Annotated in this window: 22 protein-coding genes; 12 read left to right on the top strand and 10 right to left on the bottom strand. The window is 67.8% G+C overall.

Going from position 1 to position 23163, the window contains the following annotated elements; translation table 11 throughout:
• Positions 1 to 51: 51 nt before the first annotated feature.
• The 4 genes from G7Y54_RS07555 to G7Y54_RS07540 all read right to left on the bottom strand — a co-directional run bounded on the left by G7Y54_RS07555 (position 52) and on the right by G7Y54_RS07540 (position 4637).
• Positions 52 to 474: an ATP synthase F0 subunit B gene (locus tag G7Y54_RS07555; RefSeq protein WP_165078717.1), complete on the bottom strand. Its 423-nt coding sequence runs from the start codon at positions 472 to 474 to the stop codon at positions 52 to 54.
• A gap of 399 nt (positions 475 to 873) precedes the next feature.
• The gene (gene aroL / locus G7Y54_RS07550) at positions 874 to 1416 is read right to left on the bottom strand and encodes a shikimate kinase AroL (RefSeq protein ID WP_165078716.1); all 543 of its coding nucleotides are present in this window, start codon (positions 1414 to 1416) and stop codon (positions 874 to 876) included.
• Positions 1417 to 1419: 3 nt separating this feature from the next.
• The gene (locus G7Y54_RS07545) at positions 1420 to 2868 is read right to left on the bottom strand and encodes a sigma-54 dependent transcriptional regulator (protein ID WP_165078715.1); all 1449 of its coding nucleotides are present in this window, start codon (positions 2866 to 2868) and stop codon (positions 1420 to 1422) included.
• Positions 2865 to 4637: an ATP-binding protein gene (locus G7Y54_RS07540; protein WP_165078714.1), complete on the bottom strand. Its 1773-nt coding sequence runs from the start codon at positions 4635 to 4637 to the stop codon at positions 2865 to 2867. The genes G7Y54_RS07545 and G7Y54_RS07540 overlap by 4 nt, the downstream gene beginning before the upstream one ends.
• A 272-nt stretch (positions 4638 to 4909) precedes the next feature.
• On the opposite strand from G7Y54_RS07540, the gene G7Y54_RS07535 reads away from it, so the two are divergent.
• Positions 4910 to 5503, top strand: coding sequence for a periplasmic heavy metal sensor (locus G7Y54_RS07535; protein ID WP_165078713.1), 594 nt, complete (start codon positions 4910 to 4912; stop codon positions 5501 to 5503).
• Positions 5504 to 5630: 127 nt separating this feature from the next.
• On the opposite strand, the gene G7Y54_RS07530 is transcribed toward G7Y54_RS07535, so the two are convergent.
• The 4 genes from G7Y54_RS07530 to rsfS form a co-directional block, all read right to left on the bottom strand.
• A complete protein-coding gene (locus tag G7Y54_RS07530; RefSeq protein ID WP_165078712.1) occupies positions 5631 to 7178 on the bottom strand; it encodes an outer membrane homotrimeric porin in 1548 nt (515 codons plus the stop codon).
• Positions 7179 to 7421: 243 nt separating this feature from the next.
• Positions 7422 to 7667, bottom strand: a complete 246-nt coding sequence (locus G7Y54_RS07525) for a hypothetical protein (RefSeq protein WP_165078711.1) — start codon at positions 7665 to 7667, stop codon at positions 7422 to 7424.
• Positions 7660 to 9231, bottom strand: coding sequence for a 2,3-bisphosphoglycerate-independent phosphoglycerate mutase (gene gpmI / locus G7Y54_RS07520; protein ID WP_165078710.1), 1572 nt, complete (start codon positions 9229 to 9231; stop codon positions 7660 to 7662). Before gpmI ends, G7Y54_RS07525 begins: the two co-directional genes overlap by 8 nt.
• Entirely contained in the window at positions 9228 to 9686 is a 459-nt protein-coding gene (gene rsfS / locus G7Y54_RS07515) for a ribosome silencing factor (protein ID WP_165078709.1), read from the bottom strand. The genes gpmI and rsfS overlap by 4 nt, the downstream gene beginning before the upstream one ends.
• 92 nt (positions 9687 to 9778) lie before the next feature.
• Here rsfS and G7Y54_RS07510 point away from each other — a divergent pair, with 92 nt between their 5' ends.
• From G7Y54_RS07510 to G7Y54_RS07480, 7 genes are all read left to right on the top strand, one after another.
• Positions 9779 to 11608, top strand: a complete 1830-nt coding sequence (locus G7Y54_RS07510; RefSeq protein WP_165078708.1) for a hypothetical protein — start codon at positions 9779 to 9781, stop codon at positions 11606 to 11608.
• Between the two features lie 236 nt (positions 11609 to 11844).
• Entirely contained in the window at positions 11845 to 12999 is a 1155-nt protein-coding gene (locus tag G7Y54_RS07505; protein WP_165078707.1) for an ABC transporter substrate-binding protein, read from the top strand.
• Between the two features lie 84 nt (positions 13000 to 13083).
• Entirely contained in the window at positions 13084 to 13977 is an 894-nt protein-coding gene (locus G7Y54_RS07500; protein WP_165078706.1) for a branched-chain amino acid ABC transporter permease, read from the top strand.
• The gene (locus G7Y54_RS07495) at positions 13977 to 15026 is read left to right on the top strand and encodes a branched-chain amino acid ABC transporter permease (protein WP_165078705.1); all 1050 of its coding nucleotides are present in this window, start codon (positions 13977 to 13979) and stop codon (positions 15024 to 15026) included. The genes G7Y54_RS07500 and G7Y54_RS07495 overlap by 1 nt, the downstream gene beginning before the upstream one ends.
• The gene (locus tag G7Y54_RS07490; RefSeq protein ID WP_165078704.1) at positions 15023 to 15841 is read left to right on the top strand and encodes an ABC transporter ATP-binding protein; all 819 of its coding nucleotides are present in this window, start codon (positions 15023 to 15025) and stop codon (positions 15839 to 15841) included. The genes G7Y54_RS07495 and G7Y54_RS07490 overlap by 4 nt, the downstream gene beginning before the upstream one ends.
• Positions 15834 to 16556 (top strand): ABC transporter ATP-binding protein, encoded by a 723-nt coding sequence (locus G7Y54_RS07485; RefSeq protein WP_165078703.1) that lies wholly within the window; start codon positions 15834 to 15836, stop codon positions 16554 to 16556. Before G7Y54_RS07490 ends, G7Y54_RS07485 begins: the two co-directional genes overlap by 8 nt.
• A gap of 44 nt (positions 16557 to 16600) precedes the next feature.
• Positions 16601 to 18604 (top strand): 6-carboxyhexanoate--CoA ligase, encoded by a 2004-nt coding sequence (locus G7Y54_RS07480; protein WP_165078890.1) that lies wholly within the window; start codon positions 16601 to 16603, stop codon positions 18602 to 18604.
• On the opposite strand, the gene G7Y54_RS07475 is transcribed toward G7Y54_RS07480, so the two are convergent.
• A complete protein-coding gene (locus G7Y54_RS07475; RefSeq protein WP_165078702.1) occupies positions 18546 to 19190 on the bottom strand; it encodes a YigZ family protein in 645 nt (214 codons plus the stop codon). The two genes, G7Y54_RS07480 and G7Y54_RS07475, sit on opposite strands and share 59 nt — an antisense overlap.
• Positions 19191 to 19359: 169 nt before the next feature.
• Between G7Y54_RS07475 and G7Y54_RS07470 the strand changes: the two genes are divergently transcribed.
• Genes G7Y54_RS07470 through G7Y54_RS07460 form a run of 3 tightly spaced genes read left to right on the top strand, consistent with a single transcriptional unit; the run spans position 19360 to position 21274 of the window.
• The gene (locus G7Y54_RS07470) at positions 19360 to 19680 is read left to right on the top strand and encodes a hypothetical protein (RefSeq protein WP_165078701.1); all 321 of its coding nucleotides are present in this window, start codon (positions 19360 to 19362) and stop codon (positions 19678 to 19680) included.
• Positions 19677 to 20549 (top strand): hypothetical protein, encoded by an 873-nt coding sequence (locus G7Y54_RS07465; protein ID WP_165078700.1) that lies wholly within the window; start codon positions 19677 to 19679, stop codon positions 20547 to 20549. The genes G7Y54_RS07470 and G7Y54_RS07465 overlap by 4 nt, the downstream gene beginning before the upstream one ends.
• Positions 20549 to 21274 (top strand): septal ring lytic transglycosylase RlpA family protein, encoded by a 726-nt coding sequence (locus tag G7Y54_RS07460; protein WP_165078699.1) that lies wholly within the window; start codon positions 20549 to 20551, stop codon positions 21272 to 21274. The genes G7Y54_RS07465 and G7Y54_RS07460 overlap by 1 nt, the downstream gene beginning before the upstream one ends.
• On the opposite strand, the gene G7Y54_RS07455 is transcribed toward G7Y54_RS07460, so the two are convergent.
• Entirely contained in the window at positions 21241 to 22182 is a 942-nt protein-coding gene (locus G7Y54_RS07455; RefSeq protein ID WP_165078698.1) for a LysR family transcriptional regulator, read from the bottom strand. The two genes, G7Y54_RS07460 and G7Y54_RS07455, sit on opposite strands and share 34 nt — an antisense overlap.
• 121 nt (positions 22183 to 22303) lie before the next feature.
• On the opposite strand from G7Y54_RS07455, the gene G7Y54_RS07450 reads away from it, so the two are divergent.
• Positions 22304 to 23155 (top strand): aldo/keto reductase, encoded by an 852-nt coding sequence (locus G7Y54_RS07450; protein ID WP_165078697.1) that lies wholly within the window; start codon positions 22304 to 22306, stop codon positions 23153 to 23155.
• Positions 23156 to 23163: the final 8 nt, after the last annotated feature.

Here is a 23163-nt window from a genome sequence, read left to right as displayed (position 1 = left end):
ACGCACCCCCCGTTGCGGTCTGCGTTCGATGTGCGCGGCGCCATGCCGGGCCTAGGCGTTGCCGAGCAGGCGGTCGCCCACCTTGGCCGAAAAATCGCTGATGCCGTTGCGCAGCTCGTTGAGCGCCGCCTCGGCCTGGCCGCGCAGGGCGGAGCGGTTTTCGGCGAGCAGCTGGCGCGCGCTCTGCTGCGCCTCGCCCACGATGTTCTGCTGCTCCGAGAGGCCGGACTGGCGGCCTTCCTCACGGGTGAGGCCGGCTTCCTGGCGGGCGCGGGCGAGCTCCGCCTCGTAGTGGTTGAGCTTTTCCGTGGCTTCGGCGTTGAAGGCGTCGGCCTCGCCGGCCAGGTCGTCCATGAGGCCGTTGCGCTTTTTAATGATGTCGCGGACAGGGCGGATGAGCAGGATATTGAGGACGATGAGGGCTATGAAGAAATTCGCCAGCTGAAAAAGAAGGGTGATGTTCAGGTCCAGCATGCGCGCGCCCCCTGTGGCTGACAAGAGATGACAATGGCTGAAGAAGTTCTTGCAGCATAGACACCCGTCAGGATTATGTCAAAGGGTATTGGCCGCAAATATGGCAAAATGCGAAAAAAATTTGGCTATGTGGACGGGCAGCAGGCGAGGGATCCTCCTTAATCCCGTCTGGAGCGAAGCGGAAGACGGGTGCTGGTGCCGGAAGAATCCTAAAAAATAAGATTTTTTGGTGCTTGCAAGGAAGATAAAAATTTTCGCAGGGAGTGTACTTAAGTACTCGACCAAGAAAATTTTTCTCTGACGCAGCAAGCACCAAAAAGGCTGTTTTAGACGGATAATTTCGGCATTATGAGGGCAGCCCAGACACACGACCCCCACCAGCTAGAGCACAGCCAAAAGCTACTCGCCAGGCGCCCCGCCGCCGTGCAAATGCCGCAGCACCGCCGCGCAGACCTCGCCCGCGGGCGGGGCCGCATCCACCGTATGGTGCGCGCAAGCCGCGTAGAGCGGCGCCCGCGCCTCCATGACCTCGCGCACCTCGTCGAGCATGCTCTTCCCGGTGAGCGAAGGCCGCTGCGCCGCGAGCGGACTCGCCGCAAGCCGCTCCGCCGCGGTCTCCGGCGGCAGCGAGAGCCAGACCACCACGCCGTTTTCGCGCAAAAAGTCCCGGTTGCCCGCGTCCAGCACGGCGCCCCCGCCGGTGGCGATGACCCCGCCCCCGGCCCGGGCCGCTTCGCCCGCAGCCTCGCGCAGGGCCGCGCATTCCCGCGCGCGAAAGCCCTCCCAGCCTTCGGCGGCAACGATGTCCGCCACGCTCATGCCCGCGCGGGCGCAGAGAAAGTCGTCCATGTCGGTGAAGGCGCACGAAAGCTCCCGCGCCAGCGCCCGGCCCACGGTGGTCTTGCCGGCGCCGCGGCCGCCCACGAGAAAGACGATGCCCATCTTTTATCCCTCCTCCCCGCCATCCGGCCCGGCGCCGTAGCGGTTGAGCCGCGCATGCAGGGTCTTGCGGGTGATGCCGAGCACGCGCGCGGCCTCGCTCTTGTTGCCGCCGCAGCGGGCCACGGTGCGCAGGATGACCTCGCGCTCCACCTCTTCCAGCGTGGGCAGGCGTCCGTCCGCGCTCTCCGCAAGGGCTGCGCCCGTGCTCTCCCCGGCAGTCCCCGCGTTCGCCGCCCCCGCGTCCGCACCCTGCGCCACGGGGCCGCGCCGGGGCCGGCCAGAAAGCAGCCGCTCCGGCAGTTCGCGCGCGTCGATATGCTCGCCCGGCATGAGGATGACCGCCCGCTCCATGACGTTCTCGAGCTCGCGCACATTGCCCGGCCACGCATAGCGGGCGAGGATGTCCAGCGCCTGCGGGGTGATGCCGGCGACGCGCTTGTGGTTGGCGCGGCCGAAGCGGGCCGCGAAATGCCGGGCCAAAAGCTCGATGTCGCCCTCGCGGTCGCGCAGGGGCGGCATGGTGAGCGTCACCACGTTGAGGCGGTAGTACAGGTCCTCGCGGAAGCGGCCCTCGGCTGTCTCCCGCGCGAGGTCGCGGTTGGTGGCGGCGATGACGCGCACGTCCACGGGCTCGGGGCGCGTGCCGCCCACGCTCAGGACTTCGCGCTCCTGCAGCACCCGCAGGAGCTTGACCTGCATGGAAAGCGGCATCTCGCCGATCTCGTCCAGGAAGAGCGTGCCCCCGGCCGCCCGCACGAACAGCCCCTCATGGCGGCGGTCCGCGCCGGTGAAGGCCCCCTTCTCGTGCCCGAACAGCTCGGATGCCAGCAGGGTCTCGGTGAGCGCGCCGCAGTTGACGGCCACGAAAGGGCCCTGCGCCCGGCGGCTCAGGTCATGCACGGCGCGCGCGGCCAGCTCCTTGCCGGTGCCGGACTCACCGGCCACGAGCACCGTAGCCTCGCTGGGCGCGATGGTGCGGATCATCTCCCAGAGCTCGCGCATGGGCGCGCTCTGCCCGAGGATGCCGCCGTGGGCGTCCCCCTCGGCGAGCCGGCGGGAGAGGGCCGCGTTCTCCTCCACAAGGTCCGCATGGGCGAAGACATTGCGCAGGCTGACCTTGAGCCGCTCGAAGTCCAGCGGCTTGGCGAGATAGTCCCAGGCGCCGCTCTTGATGGCTTCCACCGCCGCGGGCACGTCCGAATACGCGGTCATCATCAGCACGGGGAGCGAGGGCCGCGCCTCATGGAGCTCCGTGAGGGCCGTGAGGCCGTCCATGACCGGCATGCGCACGTCGAGCAGGGCGAGGTCGAAGGGGCGCTCGCGGCCGAGGCGCACGGCCTCTGCGCCGTCAGCCGCGGCCTCCACGGCATAGCCCCAGTTTTCCAGCAGGGTCACGAGCATGCGGCGGTGGGCCGCGTCGTCGTCGGCCACAAGGATGGAGAGCTTCTTCATGTGGCGACCCCCCCGGGCTTCGGCGGGCAGGCCCCGGCGGGCAGCCGGATAGTCATGGTGGTGCCGCGCCCGGGCAAGGTGCTCGCGCTGATGGCGCCGCCATGCTGCTCCACCACCTGCCGGGCGATGGCGAGCCCGAGGCCCGTGCCGTTGGCCCTGGTGGTGAAATAGGGCGTGAAGATCTGCGCCGCCGTGGCCGCGGACATGCCCGAGCCCGTGTCGCGCACGCGGATGCGCCAGCCGGGCGCGCCCTCCCCGCCTGCCTCGTCCCGCTCCAGCGCCGCCTCCACTTCGCCCCCGGCCGGCGTGGCCTGGATGGCGTTGATGACAAGGTTGAGCACGGCCTGCATGAGGCGGTCGGCGTCCACGCAGGCTTGGGCCCCCCCCTCGGGGAGGCTCGCCGTGAGGCGCAGGCCCTTTTCCGCGGCGTCCGGCGCGGCCACCGTCACCACCCGGTCGATCACGGCGGCGAGGTCCGCGGGCGCGGGCGCAAGATCGCGGGGGCGGGCGAGGCTGAGGAGGTCGGTGAGCACGCGGTCGAGGCGTTCCGTTTCCTCAATGAGGATGCGGCCCGTGGCGTGGCCGAGGGGGTCGTCCTTGAGCCGCTCGGTGAGATAGGTGGCATAGCCGCGGATGGAGCTCAGCGGATTGCGGATCTCGTGCGCGAGGCCGGCGGCCAGATTGCCCAGGGCAGAGAGGCGCTCGTGCTGGCGGAGCTGGCGCTGGAGGCTGCGGATCTCGCCCATGTCGCGCAGGGCGAAGAGGTAGCCCGTCACCTCGCCGCCGCTGTCCAGCAGGCGCGCGGCCGTGAGCTGCACGGGGAGCGGCGCGCCCTGCGGGCGCCACAGCTCGAGCTCGCGTTCCACGAGGCCCGGGCCCCGCTCCAGCTCGGCCATGAGCGCGGGCCAGTCGAGGCCGGTGCCGCCGAGGGCTGCGCCCGCGGTGCCCCTCGCTGGCGCGGCCGCCCCCTTGGGTGCCACCTCCTCCAGCCCGAGCATGGCCCGGGCGCGGGCATTGCTGAGGCGCAGGCGCCCGGCCGTGTCCAGCACCACGAGGCCGGCCGGATAGTTGCGCACCACCTGCGCGGCCAGGGCCTCCGCGTCGGCGAGCAGGCGCCGCGAGGAGCGGTAGCGCCGGAAGAGCAGGGCAAGGCCCGCCACGGCGAGCCCGGCCACGAGGATGAGGCCGGCCACGATCCAGAGCTGGAGGGCATAGTCCTCCAGGGCGTCCCGCATGCCCGACACGTCGAGGGCCACAAAGACGCAGCGGGCATCCCTCCCGGCGCCGCCGTGCCGCCGCGGCATGCCGCGCAGTCGCGCCGGCGCGAAGAGGCGCCAGGCTTCATAGAGGCTCGGGTCATCCGGGCTGAAGCGGCCGCGCGTCACGCTTCCCGGGGCCAGGCGCCGCATTTCCTCGGGGGTGTAGAGGGCGGCGCCCTCAAGCTCGGGATTGCTGTCCGCAAGAATGCGGCCAGCCGCGTCGGTGATGGCGATCCAGGCCACGCCGGGCTGGCGGGCCACCTCGGCCACAAGGCGCGCCAGGGTGCCCGTGGCAGGTCCTGCGCGCTCGAGAAGGCGCGCGCCGCCCTCCAGCGCCCAGACAAGGGAATCGGCGCGGCCGTGGATGGCCGCGAGCATCTGCGCCCGCTCCCGCTCCACGGCCCGGCTGATGGCGATGCCCGCAACCGCGAGCCCGAGCAGGGCCGCCACGGCGAGCAGCAGGCCCTGCCGCCACAGGGAGGCATCGGCGCCCTGGGCCGGCCGGGCCACGTGCGGAGCCGCGCCCGTGGGAGCACCGGCCGGGGTGCCACTTGGGTCAAAAGTATCCGCTTTTCCCGCTTCTGTAACCTTTTTACTCGCCATAGGCCGCCCTTGGGTAAAAAGGTTACGCCAAGGGGCGCCCCCGCGCAAGCCGCAGGGCAGTATCATTTGAATTTTTTTCAGGATATCAGTTGATTAGACAAAATGGCACGCCGCTTGCTGTATGCCGGGCACAGCGATGCGGCGCCCCTTGCGCCCCAACTTCAACAGCGAGGATGATCATGACCCTGTTCAACAAAAAGCTCACTACCTTGGCCCTGGCGGCCATCCTGGCTCTGGGCATGGCCGGCGCGGCCCAGGCCGCGGGCCGCGACTACCGCCCCGACGCCCAGGCCTATCAGGCGTACCCGGGCCTTTCCACGGAGCAACAGGCCAAGGCGAAAAAGATCCACGACGAGACCGTGGCGGCAACCAGCGAGACGCGCGAAAAACTGCGCGCCAAGCGCGCCGAGCTCGACGCCCAGCTGGCGAGCCCCGAGCCGGACAAGGACAAGATCGAAAGCCTTTCGCGCGAGATCGGCGAGCTGCGCGGCAAGCTCATGGCCGCCCGCGTGGACCTGCGCGCCAAGCTCGCCAAGGAAGGCATCCCGGCCGAGGCCTATGAAGCCGCGCCCGGCCCCCGGAACGGTTTTGGCCCCGGCAACGGCGGCCCCGCCAATGCCGGCCCGGGCTACGGCCCCGCCCCCTGCTGGGGCCCGAACGGCGGCTACGGCTACGGCTATCACCACGGGCGGCGCGGCGGCCATCATCGCGGCGGCTGGGGCGGCAACTGGGGCGGCGGCTATGCCCCCCAGGGCGGCTGCGGCTGCTGGTAGGCACTGAAATGGCGGCCTTGCGGGGTGCTCCTCCTCACCTCCCGGGCCCGGGTCCCCGAAACCCCCTCCACACAAAAATGGGGAGCCTTGCGGCTCCCCGTTTTTGTTTTCCGTGATGCGCCGGTGCCTAGAAGCTGTAGGCGAAGACGAGCTGCGCCTTCCAGGCGTCCTGCTTCTGGAAGGAGGAGTTGCGCTCGCCGGCCTTCTTCCAGGTGTCGTTGTCCATGAAGTTGGCGATGTAGCCGAGCTCGAGGTTGATGTCGAAGTTCTCGTACATCTTGTAGTTGTTGACGAGGTTGAACTCGAGCAGGCCGTCGTTGGTGGTCAGGTACGGGCTCGTGCCGGAACCCCAGCCGTCGTTCCACGCGAAGGAGTTGTTCATGTACTTGACCATGCCGGTGCTGTTGGTGCCGCCCCAGTAGGCCACGCGGAAGGTGTGGGTGAGGTCTTCCACGAAGGTCATGTCGCGCAGCTGGAGGCCGATGCCCCAGGTGCCGGCATAGTCGAGGGCATAGTCGTTCCACACCCAGCCCAGGTTGCCGTCGCCCATGAAGGAGGTGAAGGTGCCCATGGGCACGATGGAGGGCATGCGCTCGGAACCGTTCTTCGGGTTGCCGTCGTCGCCGGAGCCGTACCAGCCGAAGATGCCGGGAACGCCCCAATCCATCTTGTACTCCACGAGGGCCTTGGCCAGCCAGCCCTGGCGCTCGGTGCTGGAGCGCTTTTCCGCGCCCTGCTTGATGGCCCAGTAGCGGCCCATGGGCTCGGAGTAGCCGTAGTTGAGGTCGACCTCGATGTTCAGCGGATCAAAGGCCGTGATGGTGAAGGGCAGGCCGGCCCAGAACAGGGTGCCGTAGCCCTTGCTGGTGCCGCCGATGTTCATGCGGTCATTGATGCCCGGATAGGGATAGAGGCTGTAGGGCAGGTTGCCGTCGGAGGTGTTGAACACCTCGCCGTCGCCGCTGCTGCGGCCCTGCCAGTCCTCGATGCCTTCCATGGAATTGGCGCCCTTCATGCCGAGCATGGCCCAGGGCGTGACCTCGAAGCCGTCAAAGGTCAGCGGAACCATGAGGCTGAAGAGGTCGAGGTTGTCGAGATAGCCCTTGCGGGTGTCCCCGGCCTGGCGGCCGTTCCAGCGGTTGCCGTCGAAGTTGTCGTTGAGCGGGCGCGCCCAGAGGGCCGTGATGGAGACGTTGTCGTTGACCTTGTAGTTGGCGGTGATGCCGGCCACGTCGGTGTCCATGATGGCGGAGCCGCCGGCCGCGTTGGGCAGGGTCACGCCCTGGATGCCCATGCGGAACTTGAGGTCCGTCTCGGGCACCATCCAGTCGATGTAGGCGCGCTTCAGCTTGATGATCTTCTGGTCAGCGCCGAGGGCGCCGCCCTGGTCGGCGCGGCCCCAGTTGGTGTTGCCGATTTCAAAATAGACCGTGCCGGAGAGGCTCTCGCTGGCGACGGCGTCCAACTGGAGGCGCACACGCTGCACGGCGTCGAACTGGGTCTCCATGTTGGTGGATTTCTTGTCACCCACGCGGGTCTTGTGCATCAGGTTGGTGTCTTCCGCGGTGAAACCCATGAGCCACTGGCCCTTGGCCTGAAAGTCGATGGCGCTCGCGCCGGTGGCAGCCCCGAAAACCAGGCCGGCGGCAAGCAGAAGCGTGCAAAGCTTTTTCATGATTCCTTCCTCTCTTTTCCCCAAATGAACACTTGAACACATGCCCCACCCCATGCAGGGCAAAATTTTTGTACCGGCAGTGCGGACAAAAAGCAAGCTGTTTTGTAAAAAAATTTTTACCGAATTTTTTTCATGAGATATCGGCACTTTATCCGAAAAAAACTCACCGCGCGCCAAAAAGGCGCCCCGGGATCTCTCTCCGGGGCGCCCTTGCGGGGTGCGGGATGGGGAAGGCGGGGGCCGCTACAGAAAGTCCGGGTCGGCCGCGGCCTTGCCCCCGGCCAGCATGATGCGGATATAGTGCAGCCCGTGCTCGTCCACCGGGATGATGGGAAAGGACGTGCGGCACCCCTCGCAGGTGATCATGCGCGGCTCGGTGGGCGCCACCACAGGCACATGCCTGCCGCAGCGCGGGCACTGGTAGAAAAAGAGTATCTCCATGCCGTCCGGCGGCACCGGGGCCTGGGGCCGGGCGCTTTTTTCAGCCACGGGCCGCGCCCTCGGGAACGAGGCTCTTGCCGGTCATGGCGGCGGGCGGCTCGAGGCCCCAGAGCCTGAGCAGGGTCGGGCCCACGTCGGCGAGCTTGCCATCGGCGAGCGCCGTCACCTCCCGGCCCGGCTCGATAAGGATGCAGGGCACGGGATTGGTGGTATGCGCGGTGTGCGGGCGCCCGTCGGGCGTGAGCATGACCTCGCAGTTGCCGTGGTCCGCGATGATCAGCATGCGGCCGCCGCGGTCCTCCACGGCCTTGACCATCTTCCCCACGCACTCGTCCACCACGGCGCAGGCCTCCTCCGCGGCCTTGAGGTTGCCTGTATGGCCCACCATGTCGCCATTGGCGAGGTTGCAGACCACGAAGTCATACTTGCCGCTCGCCCAGGCTTCGAGAAACTTTTCCGTGATTTCCCGCGCGCTCATGGCCGGCTTGAGGTCATAGGTGGCCACGTCGCGCGGGGAGGGCACGAGGATGCGGTCCTCCCCGGGGAAGGGCTCCTCCACGCCGCCGTTGAAGAAATAGGTGACGTGGGCGTACTTCTCCGTCTCGGCGAGGCGCAGCTGCTTCAGGCCCGCCCTGGAGACCGCCTCCCCGAGGCCCTCGGTGACGGACTCCTTGGGGAAGGCCACGGGGATGTTGAACCTCGCCTCATAGGGCGTCATGGAGGCGATGCCGTCCAGCTTCGGCACGCGGCCGCGGTCAAAGCCGGTGAAATCCTTGTCGATGAAGGCGCTGACGATCTCGCGCATGCGGTCCGCGCGGAAGTTGAAGAAGAAGAGCCCGTCGCCGTCGGCCATGCCCGGGGCCTCGCCATCCTCGCGGCCCTTTTCGATGACCACGGGCTTGATGAATTCGTCGGTCTCGCCGCGGGCGTAGGCGTCCTTGAGGGCCGTGAGCGCGTCCGGCGCGGAGAGACCCGCATCGCTCACGCCATGGGCGAGAAGGTCCCAGGCCTCCTTGACGCGCTCCCAGCGGGTGTCGCGGTCCATGGCGTAGAAGCGGCCCACGAGACCGGCGATGCGCGTGCCGGGATGGTCCTTGATGGCCTCTTCGAGAGCGGCCACGAAGGCCTCGCCGCTCTTGGGGTCGGTGTCGCGCCCGTCCATGATGCAGTGGATGCGCACGGGCACCCCGGCCTCGTGCGCCATGCGGCAGATGGCCTCGAGGTGCCGGATGTGGCTGTGCACGCCGCCGTCGGACACAAGGCCGGTGAGGTGCAGGCGGCCATGACTCCGCTTCACGCGCGAGATGAGGTCCGTGAGCACGGGATTGGCCTTAAAGGAGCCGTCCTCCAACGAGATGTCGATGCGCGTCATGTCCTGGTAGACCACGCGCCCGGCGCCGATATTGAGGTGCCCCACCTCGGAATTGCCCATGTAGCCTTCGGGCAGGCCCACGGCGCGGCCCGAGGCGGTGAGCCGGGAATGGGGGTATTTCTTGAGCAGGGCGTCGATATTGGGGGTGACGGCGATGAGCGGCGCGTCGCCCTTGTCGGCCTGAGGGTCATGCGGGGCGATGCCCCAGCCGTCGAGGATGAGCAGCAGGGTCGGTGTCATGGACGGTCCTCCCTCGGGGAAGCGGCGGAGTGTGCGGCGCGGCCCTGGACGGCGCGGCCCCACAGGTCTTCCAGCCGGTACAGCTCGCGCGCGGGCGCGAGCAAGATATGGATGATGATGTCGTTGCAGTCCACAAGGATCCATTGGGCCGCGGCATAGCCCTCGATGCGCAGGCACTCGAAGCCGCGCTCGCGTGAGAGCTCGGCCACGCCGTCGGCCAGCGCCTGGGCCTGGCGCATGGAGCCCGCCGTGGCCACGAGCATGGCCTCAGCAAAGGCGTTTTCGCCGGCAAGCTCAAGGCTCACCACGTCTTCGGCCTTGTGGTCTTCGAGAAAGGCGGCAAGCGCGGCGAGCCGTTCAGCCAGGGGCACGGCGCGGCCTGCGGGGGTGCCCGGGCTCACGGGCTGGCCGGCCGCGCCGCCGGAAAGGGGAGCAGGGGTGACGGTATCCTTCATTCGTGCCCTATATCCCAAAGCCGCGCCAAGGGCAATGGGCGCGGCCTTGCTCAGCCCCCGCGCGCTTGCGGCAAAGCCCGTCCGCTCCTCTATTGACCCTGCCGGCGGTGTCGGGCATAGGAAACACAATGTGCTCTCCTGCCGGAGAACCCGGCATGCGGCGGGAGGGGCGGGCCGTTCTCATTATTATCGCTTCACGTTTTGGGGAAAAAATGGTTCAAGCCCCCACTTTTACGCCTTTGGCGACTGCCGAAGACTGCGCACGCGTGAATGAAAGCCTTTGCGGGAAAAAGGCTGTGGCGCTCTGGGCCACGACCCAGCCGCGGCAAAACGTGGATGTGCTGCTGGCGTTGGAATCCGCGCTGCGGCAGAAGGGCATTGCCGTTCTCTTTCTCCTGAAGGAAAACGCGGTTGCCCTTGTGGCGGCTCTGGGAGGGGAGAGCCGGAATTTTTATGTGCTTGACGACAGGAAGCTGCTCCGCTTTCTGCCCTGCATCGACCTGCTCGTCACACATGATTATGTGGCTGACTACTACAGGATAGACGGCTTCCACGGGAAGGTGCTGTATCTAAATCATGTCGCCACAGGGAACCAGAATATCGCGCGTAATTATTACAACGACTATATCGTGGAGATCAATGCAAAATTTTCCTGTGCCTTTGACTACTCCCTGGTGCCCTCCTTTTTGAGCGTCCAGCATAATCCGCAGCTCGCCGTCATCCCTGCAGGCTCCATCAAGCTTGACCTTCTCGCGGAAGCCCGCGCCAGGGTGCGAAAGGCCCGGGCGGCCACGGGCATCGTTTCCTTTTACCCGTTGAGCTCCGAGCACATGATCGGCGACAATGCGGAAAAAATCGCCAGAACGGTGCGCGAATGGTCGGCATTCGTGGAGGGCTTCTTCCGGGAACACCCGGACGGGACTTTTGTTTTTTCCCCGTCCATGGCTGACCGGGGGCGGGAGTTCATCCTGAATTTTGCGGAAAGCTGGCGCCATGAACCCCGCTTCATCTTTTCGACAAGGGATGACAATAAGTACTGGATATCGCGGTCAGATTTTCTGCTTACCGACTGGTCCGGCATTGACGGTTCATGGATTTTTTCTTCCCTCAGGCCGGCTCTCTATCTCAGGCCCGACAGCCGGGAACGGCCGGGGGAAAACGCATACGGCTATGTGACGACCACGGGTGCCGAGGCTCTCCGGGCCCTGGCCCGGGCGCAAAAAGAACTCTGGCGCTGGAAGGCGCGCCTTCTCAAATTCCGCAGCGAGCAATTCCCCTTTTTCGGCAAGAGCCTTGCCCGGCACTGCGAGGCTATCCGGCACATCATTTCCGCCGATTTTCCCCAGGCGTTGCCCGCTTGGAAGGTGCTCGACAAAAATGTCCTTGCGGAAAATCCGGTGCTCGCCACCCTGCGCTGCCATTGCCTGCGGAAAAAGAACCCGGAAGCCATGCGCCAGCTCACGCCGGAAAATTTCTGGTACAATGTGTTCAGGGCCATCCCTCCCAACGGCTCTCTTACGCTGGCGGCGATTGATGAGCTCATCGCCTATCATGCCACCATCGCCCCCAATGAACTCGCCTTTTCCGCGTTGCTCTCCTTCATGAAACAGGCGTTTTCACGTGTTCCACAACACATCGTTTATACCTTTCTTTTCCATAAACTCGCTGCGTTGCCTCGAAGCATGTATCTTTTAGCAGCGCTCTGCATCACGGCATCACATAAGGAAAGTACCGTGGAGCAGCGGGAACGGACGGCCACCGCCCTGCGGGCAGCAGCGCTCGACATGGAGACGATTTCAGGGATTTTTTCAGCCCATGTTTTCCACGAAACCGACTGCATATCTGCAAAATACCTTGCACAGCTCAAAGAAGCCTGCCTGCGGGGGCCCCGGCGCACCCGGCAGGCCCCCACGCGGGGGTAGGCAGCCCCATATTCTGATTGCAGAAAGCCCGGGCGTAGCGTATGCTGCGGCCAACTCTCCCGGCACCCCCCGGCGGAAGACCGCCGCGGGCGCGTCCCGACGACGGTGATTTTCCCCGTTGTCCGGCCGCGCCTTGGTATTTCCGCCTCCCGGCTCCGGGGGAGAGGACGCGGCGGCGCGCCCAGCGTCCCCGCGCCTATCCGGCGGACACGCCGCAACCCTTTGGGAGGAAACGCATGAAATTCGGCAAGACCCTCGCGCTCTTCGCGGCGCTCGTCCTGGGCTTCGGCGCCCAGGCCGCCCTCGCGGCCGACGCCGCTTCCGACAAGGACCCCATCAAGATCGGCGTCTACCTGCCGCTCACCGGGCAGAACGCCTTTGGCGGCCAGCTTGAGCTCGAAGGCGTCAAGCTCGCCCACCAGGAAATGCCCACCGTGCTCGGCCGCCCCGTCGAGCTCGTGGTGGTGGACAACAAGTCCGACAAGGTGGAGGCCGCCAACGCGGTGAAGCGCCTCATCGAGCGCGACAAGGTCGTGGCCTTCATCGGCACCTACGGCTCCTCGCTGGCCATGGCCGGCGCCGAGATCGGCGAAAAGGCCGGCGTCCCCGGCGTTGGCACCTCCTGCACCAACCCGCTCGTGACCCAGGGCAAGAAGTACTATTTCCGCGCCTGCTTCATCGACCCCTACCAGGGAGCGGCCGCGGCCACCTATGCCCATGACAGCCTGGGCGCCAAGAAGGCCGCCGTGCTCATGGACATGACCAATGACTACGCCGTTGGCCTCTCCAACTTCTTCACCCGCTCCTTCAAGAAGCTCGGCGGCGAAGTGGTGGCCAACCTCAAGTACAGCTCCGGCGACCAGGACTTCACGGCCCAGCTCACCGAGCTCATCGCCAAGAACCCGGATGTCGTCTTCATGCCCGCCTATTTCGCCGAGGGCGCCATTATCATGAAGCAGGCGCGCGAGCTCGGCGCCAAGTTCCGCCTCATGGGCGGCGACGCCATGGACAACCCGGACACGGTGAAGCTGGGCGGCAAGGCGGTGGAAGGCTTCCTGCACACCACCTTCCCCTATGACCCCACCATGGCCAACATGAGCGAAGAGGCCAAGCGCTTCACCGAGGCCTGGAAGAAGGCCTATCCCGACAAGGACACCAATGTTAACGGCGCGCTCGGCTACAACTGCTATTTCCTCATTCTCGACGCCATCAAGCGCGCGGGCAAGGCCGAGCCCGAAGCCATCGCCAAGGCGCTCGCCGAGACCGTGGAACTGCCCACGGCCCTTGGCAAGCTCTCCATCAACGAGACCCACGACGCCGAAATGCCCGTGGGCATCATCGAATACAAGGACGGCAAGCGCATGTATGTGGGCGAAGTGACGCCCAAGTAAGCGGCAGCGGCTGTTCCGGCGGCGCCCGCGCTCCTTCGGGGGCCGGGCGCCGCCTTTTCCGCACCCGTGCCGCAGAGGTGGCCCATGAGCTTTGAGATGTTTCTCCAGCACTGCTTCAACGCCCTGACCCTTGGCTCGCTCTACGCGCTCATCGCCATCGGCTACACCATGGTCTACGGCATCCTGCGCCTCATCAACTTCGCCCACGGCGACATCCTCATGGTGGGCGCCTACTTCATCTTTTTCGGCACCTTCGCCTTCGGCTGGCCCTGGGCCGTGGCGGCCGTGATTTCCGTGCTGGCGGCCGGGCTGCTCGGCGTCATCATCGACCGCGTGGCCTACAAGCCCCTGCGCGACGCGCCGCGCATCTCGGCGCTCATCAGCGCCATCGCCGTGTCCTTCCTCATCGAAAGCCTCGCCGTGGTCATCTTCACGGGCCAGCCCAGGCCGGTGCTCCAGCCCGAATGGCTGACCAACGCCTGGCAGATCGGCAACCTGCGCATCACCCATCTGGCCGCCTTCGTGCCCGGGATGACCATCATCCTCGTCTGCATCCTGCTCTATATCGTCTACCGCACCAAGCCCGGCCTCGCCATGCGCGCCATCTCGAAAGACATCGAGACCACGCGGCTTCTCGGCGTCAAGGTGGACAATGTCATCGCGCTCACCTTCGGGCTCGGCTCGGCGCTGGCGGCGGCCGCCGGCATCATGTGGGCCCTGCGCTACCCGCAGGTGCACCCCTACATGGGCGTGATGCCGGGCCTCAAGGCCTTTATCGCGGCGGTGTTCGGCGGCATCGGCTCCATCGAGGGCGCGGTGCTCGGCGGCGTGGCCCTCGGCTTCGTGGAGATCATGACCGTGGCCTTCATGCCCGAGCTCTCCGGCTATCGCGACGCCTTCGCCTTCATCCTCCTCGTCCTCGTCCTGCTCGTGAAACCCACGGGCCTTCTGGGCGAGCGCATGGAGGAGAAAATCTGATGCGCCTCGACCGCAACACCTTTCTTAGCATCGCCACCATGGTCATTTTCGGCCTGGTGCTCTGGCAGGCGGAGGCCTTTCTCGGCGATTACCAGATCTACATCGCCAAGCTCATCTTCATCAATATCATCCTCGCGCTCTCGCTGAACCTCATCTACGGCTTCACCGGGCTCTTTTCGTTGGGGCACGCGGGCTTCATCGCCATCGGCGCCTATGTGTCGGCATTGTGCATTTTGCCGCCCGCGCAGAAAGAAATCATGTGGATTCTGGAGCCCATCATCTGGCCCTTCTCGGACCTGCTCACGCCCTTCTGGGTCTCGGTGCTCGGCGGCGGCCTCTTCGCGGGCGTGTTCGCCATCTTCATTGCCGTGCCCGTGCTGCGCCTGGGCGACGACTATCTCGGCATGGCGACCCTGGCCTTCGCCGAGATCATCCGCGTGCTCATCGTCAACGCCACGCCCATCACCAACGGCTCGCTCGGCATCAAGGGCATCCCGGGCCACGCCACCCTGCTCGTCTGCTACGGCTGGGCGCTGTTCACGCTCATCGTGCTCGCGCGCCTGTGTTACAGCAATTTCGGCAATGTGCTGCGCTGCATCCGCGACAACGAGATCGCGGCCAGCGTCATGGGCATCAACGTCTTCTGGAACAAGGTGCTCTCGTTCTGCATCGGCGCCTTTTTCGCGGGCATCGGCGGGGCGCTTCTGGGCAGCCACCTCTCCACCATCGACCCCAAGATGTTCAACTTCCTCTTGACCTTCAACGTGCTCATGTTCGTGGTGGCCGGCGGGCTGGGCTCGCTCACGGGCAGCATCCTCGGGGCCACCGTCATCACCATCCTGCTCGAGTGGCTGCGCTTCCTCGAGGAGCCCATGGACCTGGGCTTCATCGAGATACCGGGCATCCCGGGCATGCGCATGGTGGTCTTCTCGGTGGTGCTGCTCGTCATCATCCTCAAGCGGCGCGAGGGCATCATGGGCACGCGCGAGCTCACATGGAACCGCATCTTCGCCTTTTTCCGGCGGCTTGAGAGGAGGGAGAAGGCATGAGCGGCTTCGTCCTTCCCACGCCCCCGGACTATGCGGGCGCGCTGTTGCTCGCGCGCAATGTGACCATGCGCTTCGGCGGCGTCACGGCCGTGAGCGACCTCTCGCTGGCGCTGCCCACAGGCGCCATCGCGGGCATCATCGGCCCCAACGGCGCCGGCAAGACCACGGTGTTCAACGTGCTTTCCGGCTTCTACACGCCGCAGGAAGGCGAGATCACCTTCGACGGCGCGAGCATCCGCGGCAAGGAGCCCAACGACATCTGCCGCCTGGGCATGGCGCGCACCTTCCAGAACATCCGGCTCTCGCCGCAGATGACTGTGCTCGAGAACATCATGGTGGGCTGCCATGTGCGCCGCCACTGCCCGTGGTGGATGGCGCCGCTGGGCCTGCCGCGCTTCTACCGCGAGGAGGAGGAGCTGCGCGAAAAGGGGCGCCGCCTCGCCGAGCGCGTGCACCTCTCGGAGCAGCTGGACGAGACCGCCGGCAGCCTCCCCTACGGGGCGCAGCGCCGCCTCGAGATCGCCCGGGCGCTGGCCACCGAGCCGCGCCTGCTCCTTCTGGACGAGCCCGCGGCCGGCATGAACCCGCAGGAAAGCCTCGAGCTCATGCACTTCATCGGCCATATCCGCGACGAGTTCAAGCTCACCATCCTGCTCATCGAGCACGACATGAAGGTGGTCATGGGCGTGTGCGAATACATCTGGGTCATGGAATACGGCGCGCTCATCGCCGAGGGCACGCCCGACGCGGTGCGCAACGATCCCCTGGTCATCCGCGCCTACCTCGGCGAGGACGTGTTGGTGCAACATGCTTGAAATCAAGGATCTCCACGTCCGCTACGGCGGCATCCAGGCGGTGCAGGGCGTGAGCCTCTCCATCCCGCACGGGGCCATCGTGACGCTCATCGGCGCCAACGGCGCGGGCAAGAGCAGCATCATCCGCTCCGTGGCCGGGCTCAACAAGACCATCTCGGGCGAGATCCTCTTCCGGCGCCACGCCGGGGACGAGCCGGTCTCGCTCATGGGCCTCAGGCCCGAGCAGATGGTGCGCCGCGGCATCGCCCTCTCGCCCGAGGGCCGGCGCATCCTGCCGCACCTCACCGTGGAGGAGAACCTGCACCTCGGCGCCTACTCCCGCGACGACAAGGAAGGCATCGCCGAGGACATGGACTGGGTGTACACGCTCTTCCCGCGCCTGCGCGAGCGCTCGTGGCAGAAGGGCGGCACGCTCTCGGGCGGCGAGCAGCAAATGCTCGCCGTGGGCCGCGCGCTCATGAGCCGGCCCGACCTGCTCATGCTTGACGAGCCCTCGCTGGGCCTGGCACCCCTGCTCGTGCGCGAGATCTTCGGCATCATCCGCAAGATCAACGAGGACGGCAAGACCGTCCTGCTCGTGGAGCAGAACGCCTATGCCGCGCTTTCCGTGGCCAATTACGCCTATATCCTCGAGGTGGGGCGCGTGGTGCTGGAGGGCCCGGGCCGCGAGCTTTTGGAAGACCCCAAGGTCAAGGAAGCCTATCTTGGCGGCTAGGCGCACCTGTCCCGGCGGCCAGCCGCGCCCCGCCCTTGCCTGACGTGCCCCTGTACAGCACCCGCATGCGGGCCTCCCGCGCCCGGTCCCGGCAAGAGCCCGAGCACATCTCCGGCGCCGAGCGCATCGTCACGGCCGCCGCCGTTCCCGGCGTCGCCGCGGACCTCGCCCGCCGCGCTCTCACTCACCCCAAGGGGCGGCCGGACACAATCCATATCAGTGTCGAAGCGCTGGACGAGGCTACGCTGCTGCGCATCCCGGCGCTGCCCGCGCGCGCCCTGGCCTGCCCCGACGCCGAAACGGGCCTGCGCCTCGCCGCCGGCCTCCTGCGCGAGGCCGGCGTGCCCGAACCCGGGGCGGCCATCCGGCTTCTGCTGGAGAGCCCCCCTTTGCGCGGGGCCATGCTCGTGGACGCGGTCACGCTGGAAAGGCTGGAGCCCGACCCGGAGCGCGGCGTGCGCGCCACGCGCATGGACGTGGCGCCGGATGGCGCCCTCCCCGAGGCGCCGGACGGCAAGCGGCACTACCGGGAGGCGGCCGTGCTCGCTGCCAAGGGGTGCGCGGCCCCGCATATCGTCGCCGAACTCTGCATTTCGGACGACCCCGACTATGTGACCGGCTATGTGGCCGGCCCGCGCCTCGGCTATGTGCGCATCGAGCGCCTCAAGCCGGCAGGCTCCCCGCGCGGCGGCCGCATCTTCCTCTACCGGGGCCCGAGGGAAGCCGTGGCGGACACCGTGGCCTTTCTCGAGCGCCGGCCGGTGCTGGTGGAACAGGTGCCCCCGCCTCCGCCCTTTTTGAAAGAGGCCGGCCCGGAAGCTGCGCGGGGCGTCGTCCGACGGGAGAGCCTGGCCTTTGTGGAGGAGGAACTGGAAGAGGCCAAAACCGCGGGCCTCTATCGGAACATCGAGGTATTTGAAAGCGCGCCGGGACCGCGCGTACGCCAGGCGGGGCGCGAACTGCTCGAGCTCGCCTCCGGCGATTACCTGGGCCTTGCGGCCGAGCCGCGCGTCAAGGCCGCGGCCGCCGAAGCGCTGGGCGCATACGGCGCGGGCACGGGGGGCTCGCGCCTGACCACGGGCACGCTTCCGCTGCACGGCCGGCTCGAGGCGGAACTGGCGGCCTTCGCGGGTTCGGAGGCGGCGCTGGTCTTTTCCTCGGGCTATGCGGCCAATGTGGGCCTCCTCCCGGCGCTCTGCGGCAAGGGCGACGTGATCTTCAGCGACAGCCTCAACCATGCCAGCATCATCGACGGCTGCCGCCTCTCCGGCGCGCGGGTGATCGTCTATCCGCACAACGACATGGCGGCGCTGGACCGCCTCGCGCGGGAGCATCCGGGGCGCCGGCGCGTGGTGGTGAGCGACGCCGTGTTCAGCATGGACGGCGACATGGCCGACCTCCCGGGCCTCATGGAAGTGGCGGGGCGCCACGGCCTCGTCACCGTGCTGGACGAGGCGCACGCCCTTGGCGTCACCGGCCGCACGGGCCGCGGCATCTGCGAGCATTTCGGGCTCACGGGCCCGGAGCCCGACATCTTTACGGGCTCGCTCAGCAAGGCTCTCGGCGCGGACGGCGGCTATGTGCGCGGCCCGGCGCGGCTCATGGAATGGCTGCGCCACAAGGCGCGCAGCTTCGTCTTTTCCACCGCGCTTTCGCCGGCGCCCGTTGGCGCGGCGCTGGCCGCGCTCGACATTCTCGGGGCGGGGCCGGGGCGCGTGGCGCGCCTCCAGGAAAATGCGGCCTTTTTCCGCGCCTGCCTGCGCGAGCACGGCGTGGAAGCCCCGGGCGAGACCGCCATCGTGCCGCTCATGGCCGGCGACGAGCGCGTGGCCGTGGCCGCGGCGGAACACCTGCGCGGGGCCGGCATCCATATTTCCGCCATCCGCTATCCCACGGTGGCGCGGGGCGCGGCCCGGTTGCGCGCGGCCCTGCGCGCCGACCATGGGCGCGACGACCTCGCCCGGGCGGCGGCCGGGGAGGCGAAGGCGCTCACTCGGGCGCGGGCGGAAGTTCCTCCACAAGCTTCAGGGACGCGCCGCCATTGCTGACAGCGGCGAGCGCCGCGGAGAGCGCCTGCACGCGCTCCTCGGGGAGGAGCAGGCGCAGGCGGGCGCGCTCGGCATAGTCTTCGGCATCCACCACGGCCTCGAGAGCCGGGAGCTGGCGGCGCAGGGCGTCGAGACAGGCGTAGTCCAGCACCACGTCGGCTACGGCCTGCGGCACGCGTTCCACGCACGCAAGCCCGGCGAGGTTTTCGCGCACCGCGTCCTGATAGGCGCGCACGAGGCCGCCGGTGCCCAGCTTGACGCCGCCGAACCAGCGCGTCACCACCACGCAGGCCTCGCCCACGCCGCTGTGCAACAGCACCTGAAGCATGGGGCGGCCGGCCGTGCCGTGGGGCTCGCCGTCATCGGAAGAGCCGATGCGCGCGGTATCCCCTGGCGCGCCGGCGGCAAAGGCCCAGCAATTGTGCGTGGCGCCCGGCCAGCGCGCCCGCACGGCCTCCACAAAGGCGCGGGCCTCGGCCGGGCTTGCGGCGCGGGCGCACTGGGCGAGAAAGCGGCTGCGTCGCACCACGCTCTCGGAGCAGTGGGGCTCGGCGGCCGTGGCGGCGGGGACGGGATAACGCTGCATGCGGGCTCCGGGGCATGGGGCGCTGCGGGGATGCGCGGCACCTTCTTTCTAGCGGGAGACGGGGGCCACGGCAAGCACGGCAAAAGCGCCTTGGCAAGCGGGCGGATTTTCGCCTAGAATCGCTAAGCGGGAAAGGGCGCCCCTGACCGCAGACGCACAAGGAGACGACATGCAGGACGAACGCGGCCTCTACTACCACGCCAACGCGGGCGACCCCGGTTCGCGGGTCTATGTGCGGCGCGGCCCCGACGGCGAGGTGGAATTCCGCCTCTGGGAGGCGGCGCATCCCGAGATCTGGGAGCGCCACCCCTGGCTGAACATGGCCGTCATCCGCGAGGCCGCTGCCCTGTATGCGAAAGAGGGGGGAACGGCACAGGAGCCCATCCGCATCTATGACCTCGCCGTGGCGCGGGCCCTGCTCGCCGAGGCGGGCTTCCCGGCGTCCGGCGACGGGGAGGGCGCGCCGCCGCAAGGGGCGCCCGGCGCATGAACCGCGCGTGGCTTGCCCGGCGCCGGCCGGCCCTCGTGCGCGACCTCGTGCGCGACTATTGCGCGGCCCACGCGGTGCTGACCGCGCAGTTGCGCCGTTTCGAGACGGACGGCACGGTCTCGTACGCCATCATCCGCGCCCTGCTTGGCGAGGCCATGGCCAAGGGCGTGCTCTGGCGCCTCAAGGACACGGCGCACCACCTCTTCCGCACACCGGCAGGCGGCGCCGGCCCCGCCACGGATGCGCGCGCCCTCACAGGCGAGCTCATCGACTGGTGCGTGGGCTTCGCTTTCCATGAGTGCATCAAGCTGCGCGAGGACGCCTACCAGCGCCAGCACTACGCCAACCGGCTGCTCCATCTGGAGGAGCTGCGGCGCGCCGCCAAGCCCGGGTTGGACGGCCCCGATGGCGCAGGTTGCGGGGGCGTCGGGGATAGCGACGGCGGACCCTGGCCCCTGGCCGGGCTGCCGCGCCAGACGGCGGACAGCATGGCGCGCGAGCTTCGGCGCATCCTGGGCGTGCTCGACAACGGGCTTTCCCTGCTCACGCGCTATCTCGCCGGCGAGGCCGGCAACGCGCCGCTGGCCCGCTGGCTGGCCGTGGAGGAGGCGCGCGCGGCCCGGGTTTTCGGGGCGCGCTGGCCCGAGGTGCTCGCCGCGCTCGCCGGGCCGGGCGGGGAAAGCCATTACCCGCTGGCCGCGGGCGCCCTTGTGGAGGCGGGCCGGCCCGAGGCGGCGCGGGCACTCCTCGCCGCGCACCGGAATGAGCTCGGCGAGGCGGGGCGCAGGCTGCTGCAAACGCTGGAGGCCGGCGCGCCGGATGACACCCCCGGCGCAGAACAAGGCCCCGCGCGGGCCGGAGCCGCCTGATGGCCCGGCCGTCCCGCGTCACCTTCCGCCTCTTCCTGTCGCTGGCCCTGCTTTGCTGCGCGCTCGTGCTCGCGGGCTGCGGCGGCTCGCGCACCTCGTGGCGCAAGGGCGGCGTGGCCGGCACCAAGCCCTATACCGTGCGCGGCAAGACCTACTATCCCCTGAAGTCCGCGCACGGCTTTGTGGAAGAAGGCATCGCCTCGTGGTACGGCCCGGGCTTCCACGGCAAGACCACGGCCAACGGCGAGCGCTACAACCAGTACGCCATGACCGCGGCGCACAAGCTCTTGCCGCTGGGCACCAAGGTGCGCGTGACGCACCTCGGCAACGGCAAGTCAGTCATCGTGCGCGTCAATGACCGCGGCCCCTTCGTGGAGGACCGCGTCATCGACCTCTCGCGCACCGCGGCCACGCGCCTCAACATGATGGGCACGGGCACCGCGCGCGTGCGCATCCAGAGCCTCGGCGGCATCAGCGAGCTCGCCGAAAACGGCGACATCAAGGGCGATTTTTACGTGCAGGTGGGCGCCTTTGGCAGCAAGGAGGGCGCCTACAAGCTCATCCAGGCGCTGGCCAAGGCCGGCCACAAGGGCAGGCTCCAGTTCGGCAGCAACAACCTGTGGAACGTGCAGGTGGGCCCGTGGGCCGACTCCGCCGGCGCCGAGCGCATGCTCGCCGCCTTCCGCGCGCTCTATCCGTCGGCCTTTGTGGTGGGGGCGGAGTAGCCGGCCCGGGCGCCGAGGCCTTCCAGAAATCTCCGCACCTTCTCCGACGGCTCCTTCTCATACAGCAGCCCCCAGGGCACGCGCAAATCCCACGCCACCGGGATGGTGACAAAGGCCGGGTGCGCGTTCCGCCAGCATTCCAGGGTCAGCAGGATCTTCCCCTCCCGCGCGCAGGCGTTGAAGATGTCGAGGTCATAGAAAAAGGGGCCGTCTTCCAGGCGGATGCCCTCTTGCGCGAGGAGCAGCTCCCGCGCCCCATCCACGGTGGACGAATCGCCGCGGGCGCCGAGGACGACTGCCTCGCCGGCGAGGTCGCCCAGGGCGAGCCTGCGCTTTCGCGCGAGCCTGTGGCCGCGGGGCACGGCGCAGCACATGGCGTAATCCCCGAGCTTCTGGAAATGGCAGCGCTGCATCCAGCGTTTTGAATCGCACGCGCCCACGAGGAAGTCATAATCCCGGCCGAGGCGCCCGATCTCGGCAAGGATGCCGTCGCGGCCGTCGTCGAACGGGACGAGCTCGACCGCATGCTCCCCCTCCGCGCCCAGCGCCCGCAGCAGATCGATGAACACCGAGGCTGGATTGAGGAAGGAGGTGCCCACCCGGATGGCCGCGCCCCCGGCGCAGTGCCGCGCCCGGGCGAGCACGTCCGCGGCCGCCTCCGAAAGCCGCGCGAGCCCCTCCAGAAGCGTCTTCCCCTCCCCGGTGAGGCGGATGCCCTTCTTCCCCCGCGTGAAGAGGGGCAGCCCGAGCGCGTCCTCGAGGAGGTTCATTTGCTTGCGCACGGCAGTGGCCGACAGGAAAAGCCCCTCCGCGGCGCGGTTGAAGCTGCCGCTGGCGGCCACATGCCTGAAGGTCACCAGCAGGGGATTGAGCAGGGCGTCGGCGGCAGGGTTTTGCGCGGGGCACATGGCGGACCTCGGCGGATATTGGAACCAGCGGTTCCAACTGTTGTAGCAAATAGGCATTTTACACGCAATGCGCGCCCATGTAGAGGAGAGGCAGAAAAACACCGCAACCGGGAGCGTGACCATGGAATACGTGACCCTGAACAATGCCGTGGAAATGCCCATCCTGGGCTTCGGCGTCTACCAGATAGAGGACGCGGCCGAGTGCGAGCGGGCCGTGCTGGACGCGCTCGCCACGGGCTACCGGCTCATCGACACGGCGGCGGCCTACCTCAACGAGGAGGCCGTGGGCAGCGCCCTCAAAAAGAGCGGCGTGGCCCGGGGGGACATCTTCCTCACCACCAAGCTCTGGATACAGGACGCGGGCTACGAGGCGGCGAAAGCGGCCTTCCAAAAGTCCCTTGAGCGCCTGGGCACGGACTATCTTGACCTCTACCTCATCCACCAGCCTTTCAACGATTATTACGGCGCGTGGCGCGCCATGGAGGAGCTCTGCCGCGAGGGCCGCGTGCGCGCCATCGGCGTGTGCAACTTCATGCCCGACCGCCTCGCCGACCTCATCAGCTGCAACGAGATGGCGCCGGCCGTGGACCAAGTGGAGGTCAATCCCTTCTGCCAGCGCTGGGCCGACCAGGAGTTCATGGCCGAAAACAGGGTGCGGATGCAGTCTTGGGGGCCTTTTGCGGAAGGGCGAAACGCCATCTTCCATAACCCCGTGCTCGCGGCCATCGCCGAGGCGCACAAAAAGAGCGTGGCGCAAATCATCCTGCGCTGGCTCGTGCAGCGGGGCGTCGTCTGCATCCCCAAGTCCGCGCACCGGGAGCGCATGGAGCAGAACTTCGCCGTGTTCGATTTCAGCCTGGGCGACGCCGACATGGAGAAGATCCGCGGCCTCGACACCGGGAAAAGCTGCTTTTTCTCGCATTATGACCCGAAAATCGTGAGCTGGCTCTGCAATGTGCGCTATGACATCTGAACAGGGGG

The sequence above is a fragment of the Desulfovibrio sp. ZJ746 genome (genome assembly GCF_011039155.1).
Taxonomy (GTDB): Bacteria; Desulfobacterota; Desulfovibrionia; order Desulfovibrionales; family Desulfovibrionaceae; genus Desulfovibrio.
Note: the sequence above shows the minus strand (reverse complement) of the source record. Positions and strands in the feature narration are given on the sequence as shown.

Excerpts from the sequence above, each read along its gene's own strand:
- G7Y54_RS07555 (WP_165078717.1), bottom strand. The coding sequence starts at position 474 with ATGCTGGACCTGAACATCACCCTTCTTTTTCAGCTGGCGAATTTCTTC.
- aroL (WP_165078716.1), bottom strand. The coding sequence starts at position 1,416 with ATGGGCATCGTCTTTCTCGTGGGCGGCCGCGGCGCCGGCAAGACCACC.
- G7Y54_RS07545 (WP_165078715.1), bottom strand. The coding sequence starts at position 2,868 with ATGAAGAAGCTCTCCATCCTTGTGGCCGACGACGACGCGGCCCACCGC.
- G7Y54_RS07535 (WP_165078713.1), top strand. The coding sequence starts at position 4,910 with ATGACCCTGTTCAACAAAAAGCTCACTACCTTGGCCCTGGCGGCCATC.
- G7Y54_RS07530 (WP_165078712.1), bottom strand. The coding sequence starts at position 7,178 with ATGAAAAAGCTTTGCACGCTTCTGCTTGCCGCCGGCCTGGTTTTCGGG.
- gpmI (WP_165078710.1), bottom strand. The coding sequence starts at position 9,231 with ATGACACCGACCCTGCTGCTCATCCTCGACGGCTGGGGCATCGCCCCG.
- rsfS (WP_165078709.1), bottom strand. The coding sequence starts at position 9,686 with ATGAAGGATACCGTCACCCCTGCTCCCCTTTCCGGCGGCGCGGCCGGC.
- G7Y54_RS07505 (WP_165078707.1), top strand. The coding sequence starts at position 11,845 with ATGAAATTCGGCAAGACCCTCGCGCTCTTCGCGGCGCTCGTCCTGGGC.
- G7Y54_RS07500 (WP_165078706.1), top strand. The coding sequence starts at position 13,084 with ATGAGCTTTGAGATGTTTCTCCAGCACTGCTTCAACGCCCTGACCCTT.
- G7Y54_RS07495 (WP_165078705.1), top strand. The coding sequence starts at position 13,977 with ATGCGCCTCGACCGCAACACCTTTCTTAGCATCGCCACCATGGTCATT.
- G7Y54_RS07490 (WP_165078704.1), top strand. The coding sequence starts at position 15,023 with ATGAGCGGCTTCGTCCTTCCCACGCCCCCGGACTATGCGGGCGCGCTG.
- G7Y54_RS07485 (WP_165078703.1), top strand. The coding sequence starts at position 15,834 with ATGCTTGAAATCAAGGATCTCCACGTCCGCTACGGCGGCATCCAGGCG.
- G7Y54_RS07475 (WP_165078702.1), bottom strand. The coding sequence starts at position 19,190 with ATGCAGCGTTATCCCGTCCCCGCCGCCACGGCCGCCGAGCCCCACTGC.
- G7Y54_RS07470 (WP_165078701.1), top strand. The coding sequence starts at position 19,360 with ATGCAGGACGAACGCGGCCTCTACTACCACGCCAACGCGGGCGACCCC.
- G7Y54_RS07465 (WP_165078700.1), top strand. The coding sequence starts at position 19,677 with ATGAACCGCGCGTGGCTTGCCCGGCGCCGGCCGGCCCTCGTGCGCGAC.
- G7Y54_RS07460 (WP_165078699.1), top strand. The coding sequence starts at position 20,549 with ATGGCCCGGCCGTCCCGCGTCACCTTCCGCCTCTTCCTGTCGCTGGCC.
- G7Y54_RS07455 (WP_165078698.1), bottom strand. The coding sequence starts at position 22,182 with ATGTGCCCCGCGCAAAACCCTGCCGCCGACGCCCTGCTCAATCCCCTG.
- G7Y54_RS07450 (WP_165078697.1), top strand. The coding sequence starts at position 22,304 with ATGGAATACGTGACCCTGAACAATGCCGTGGAAATGCCCATCCTGGGC.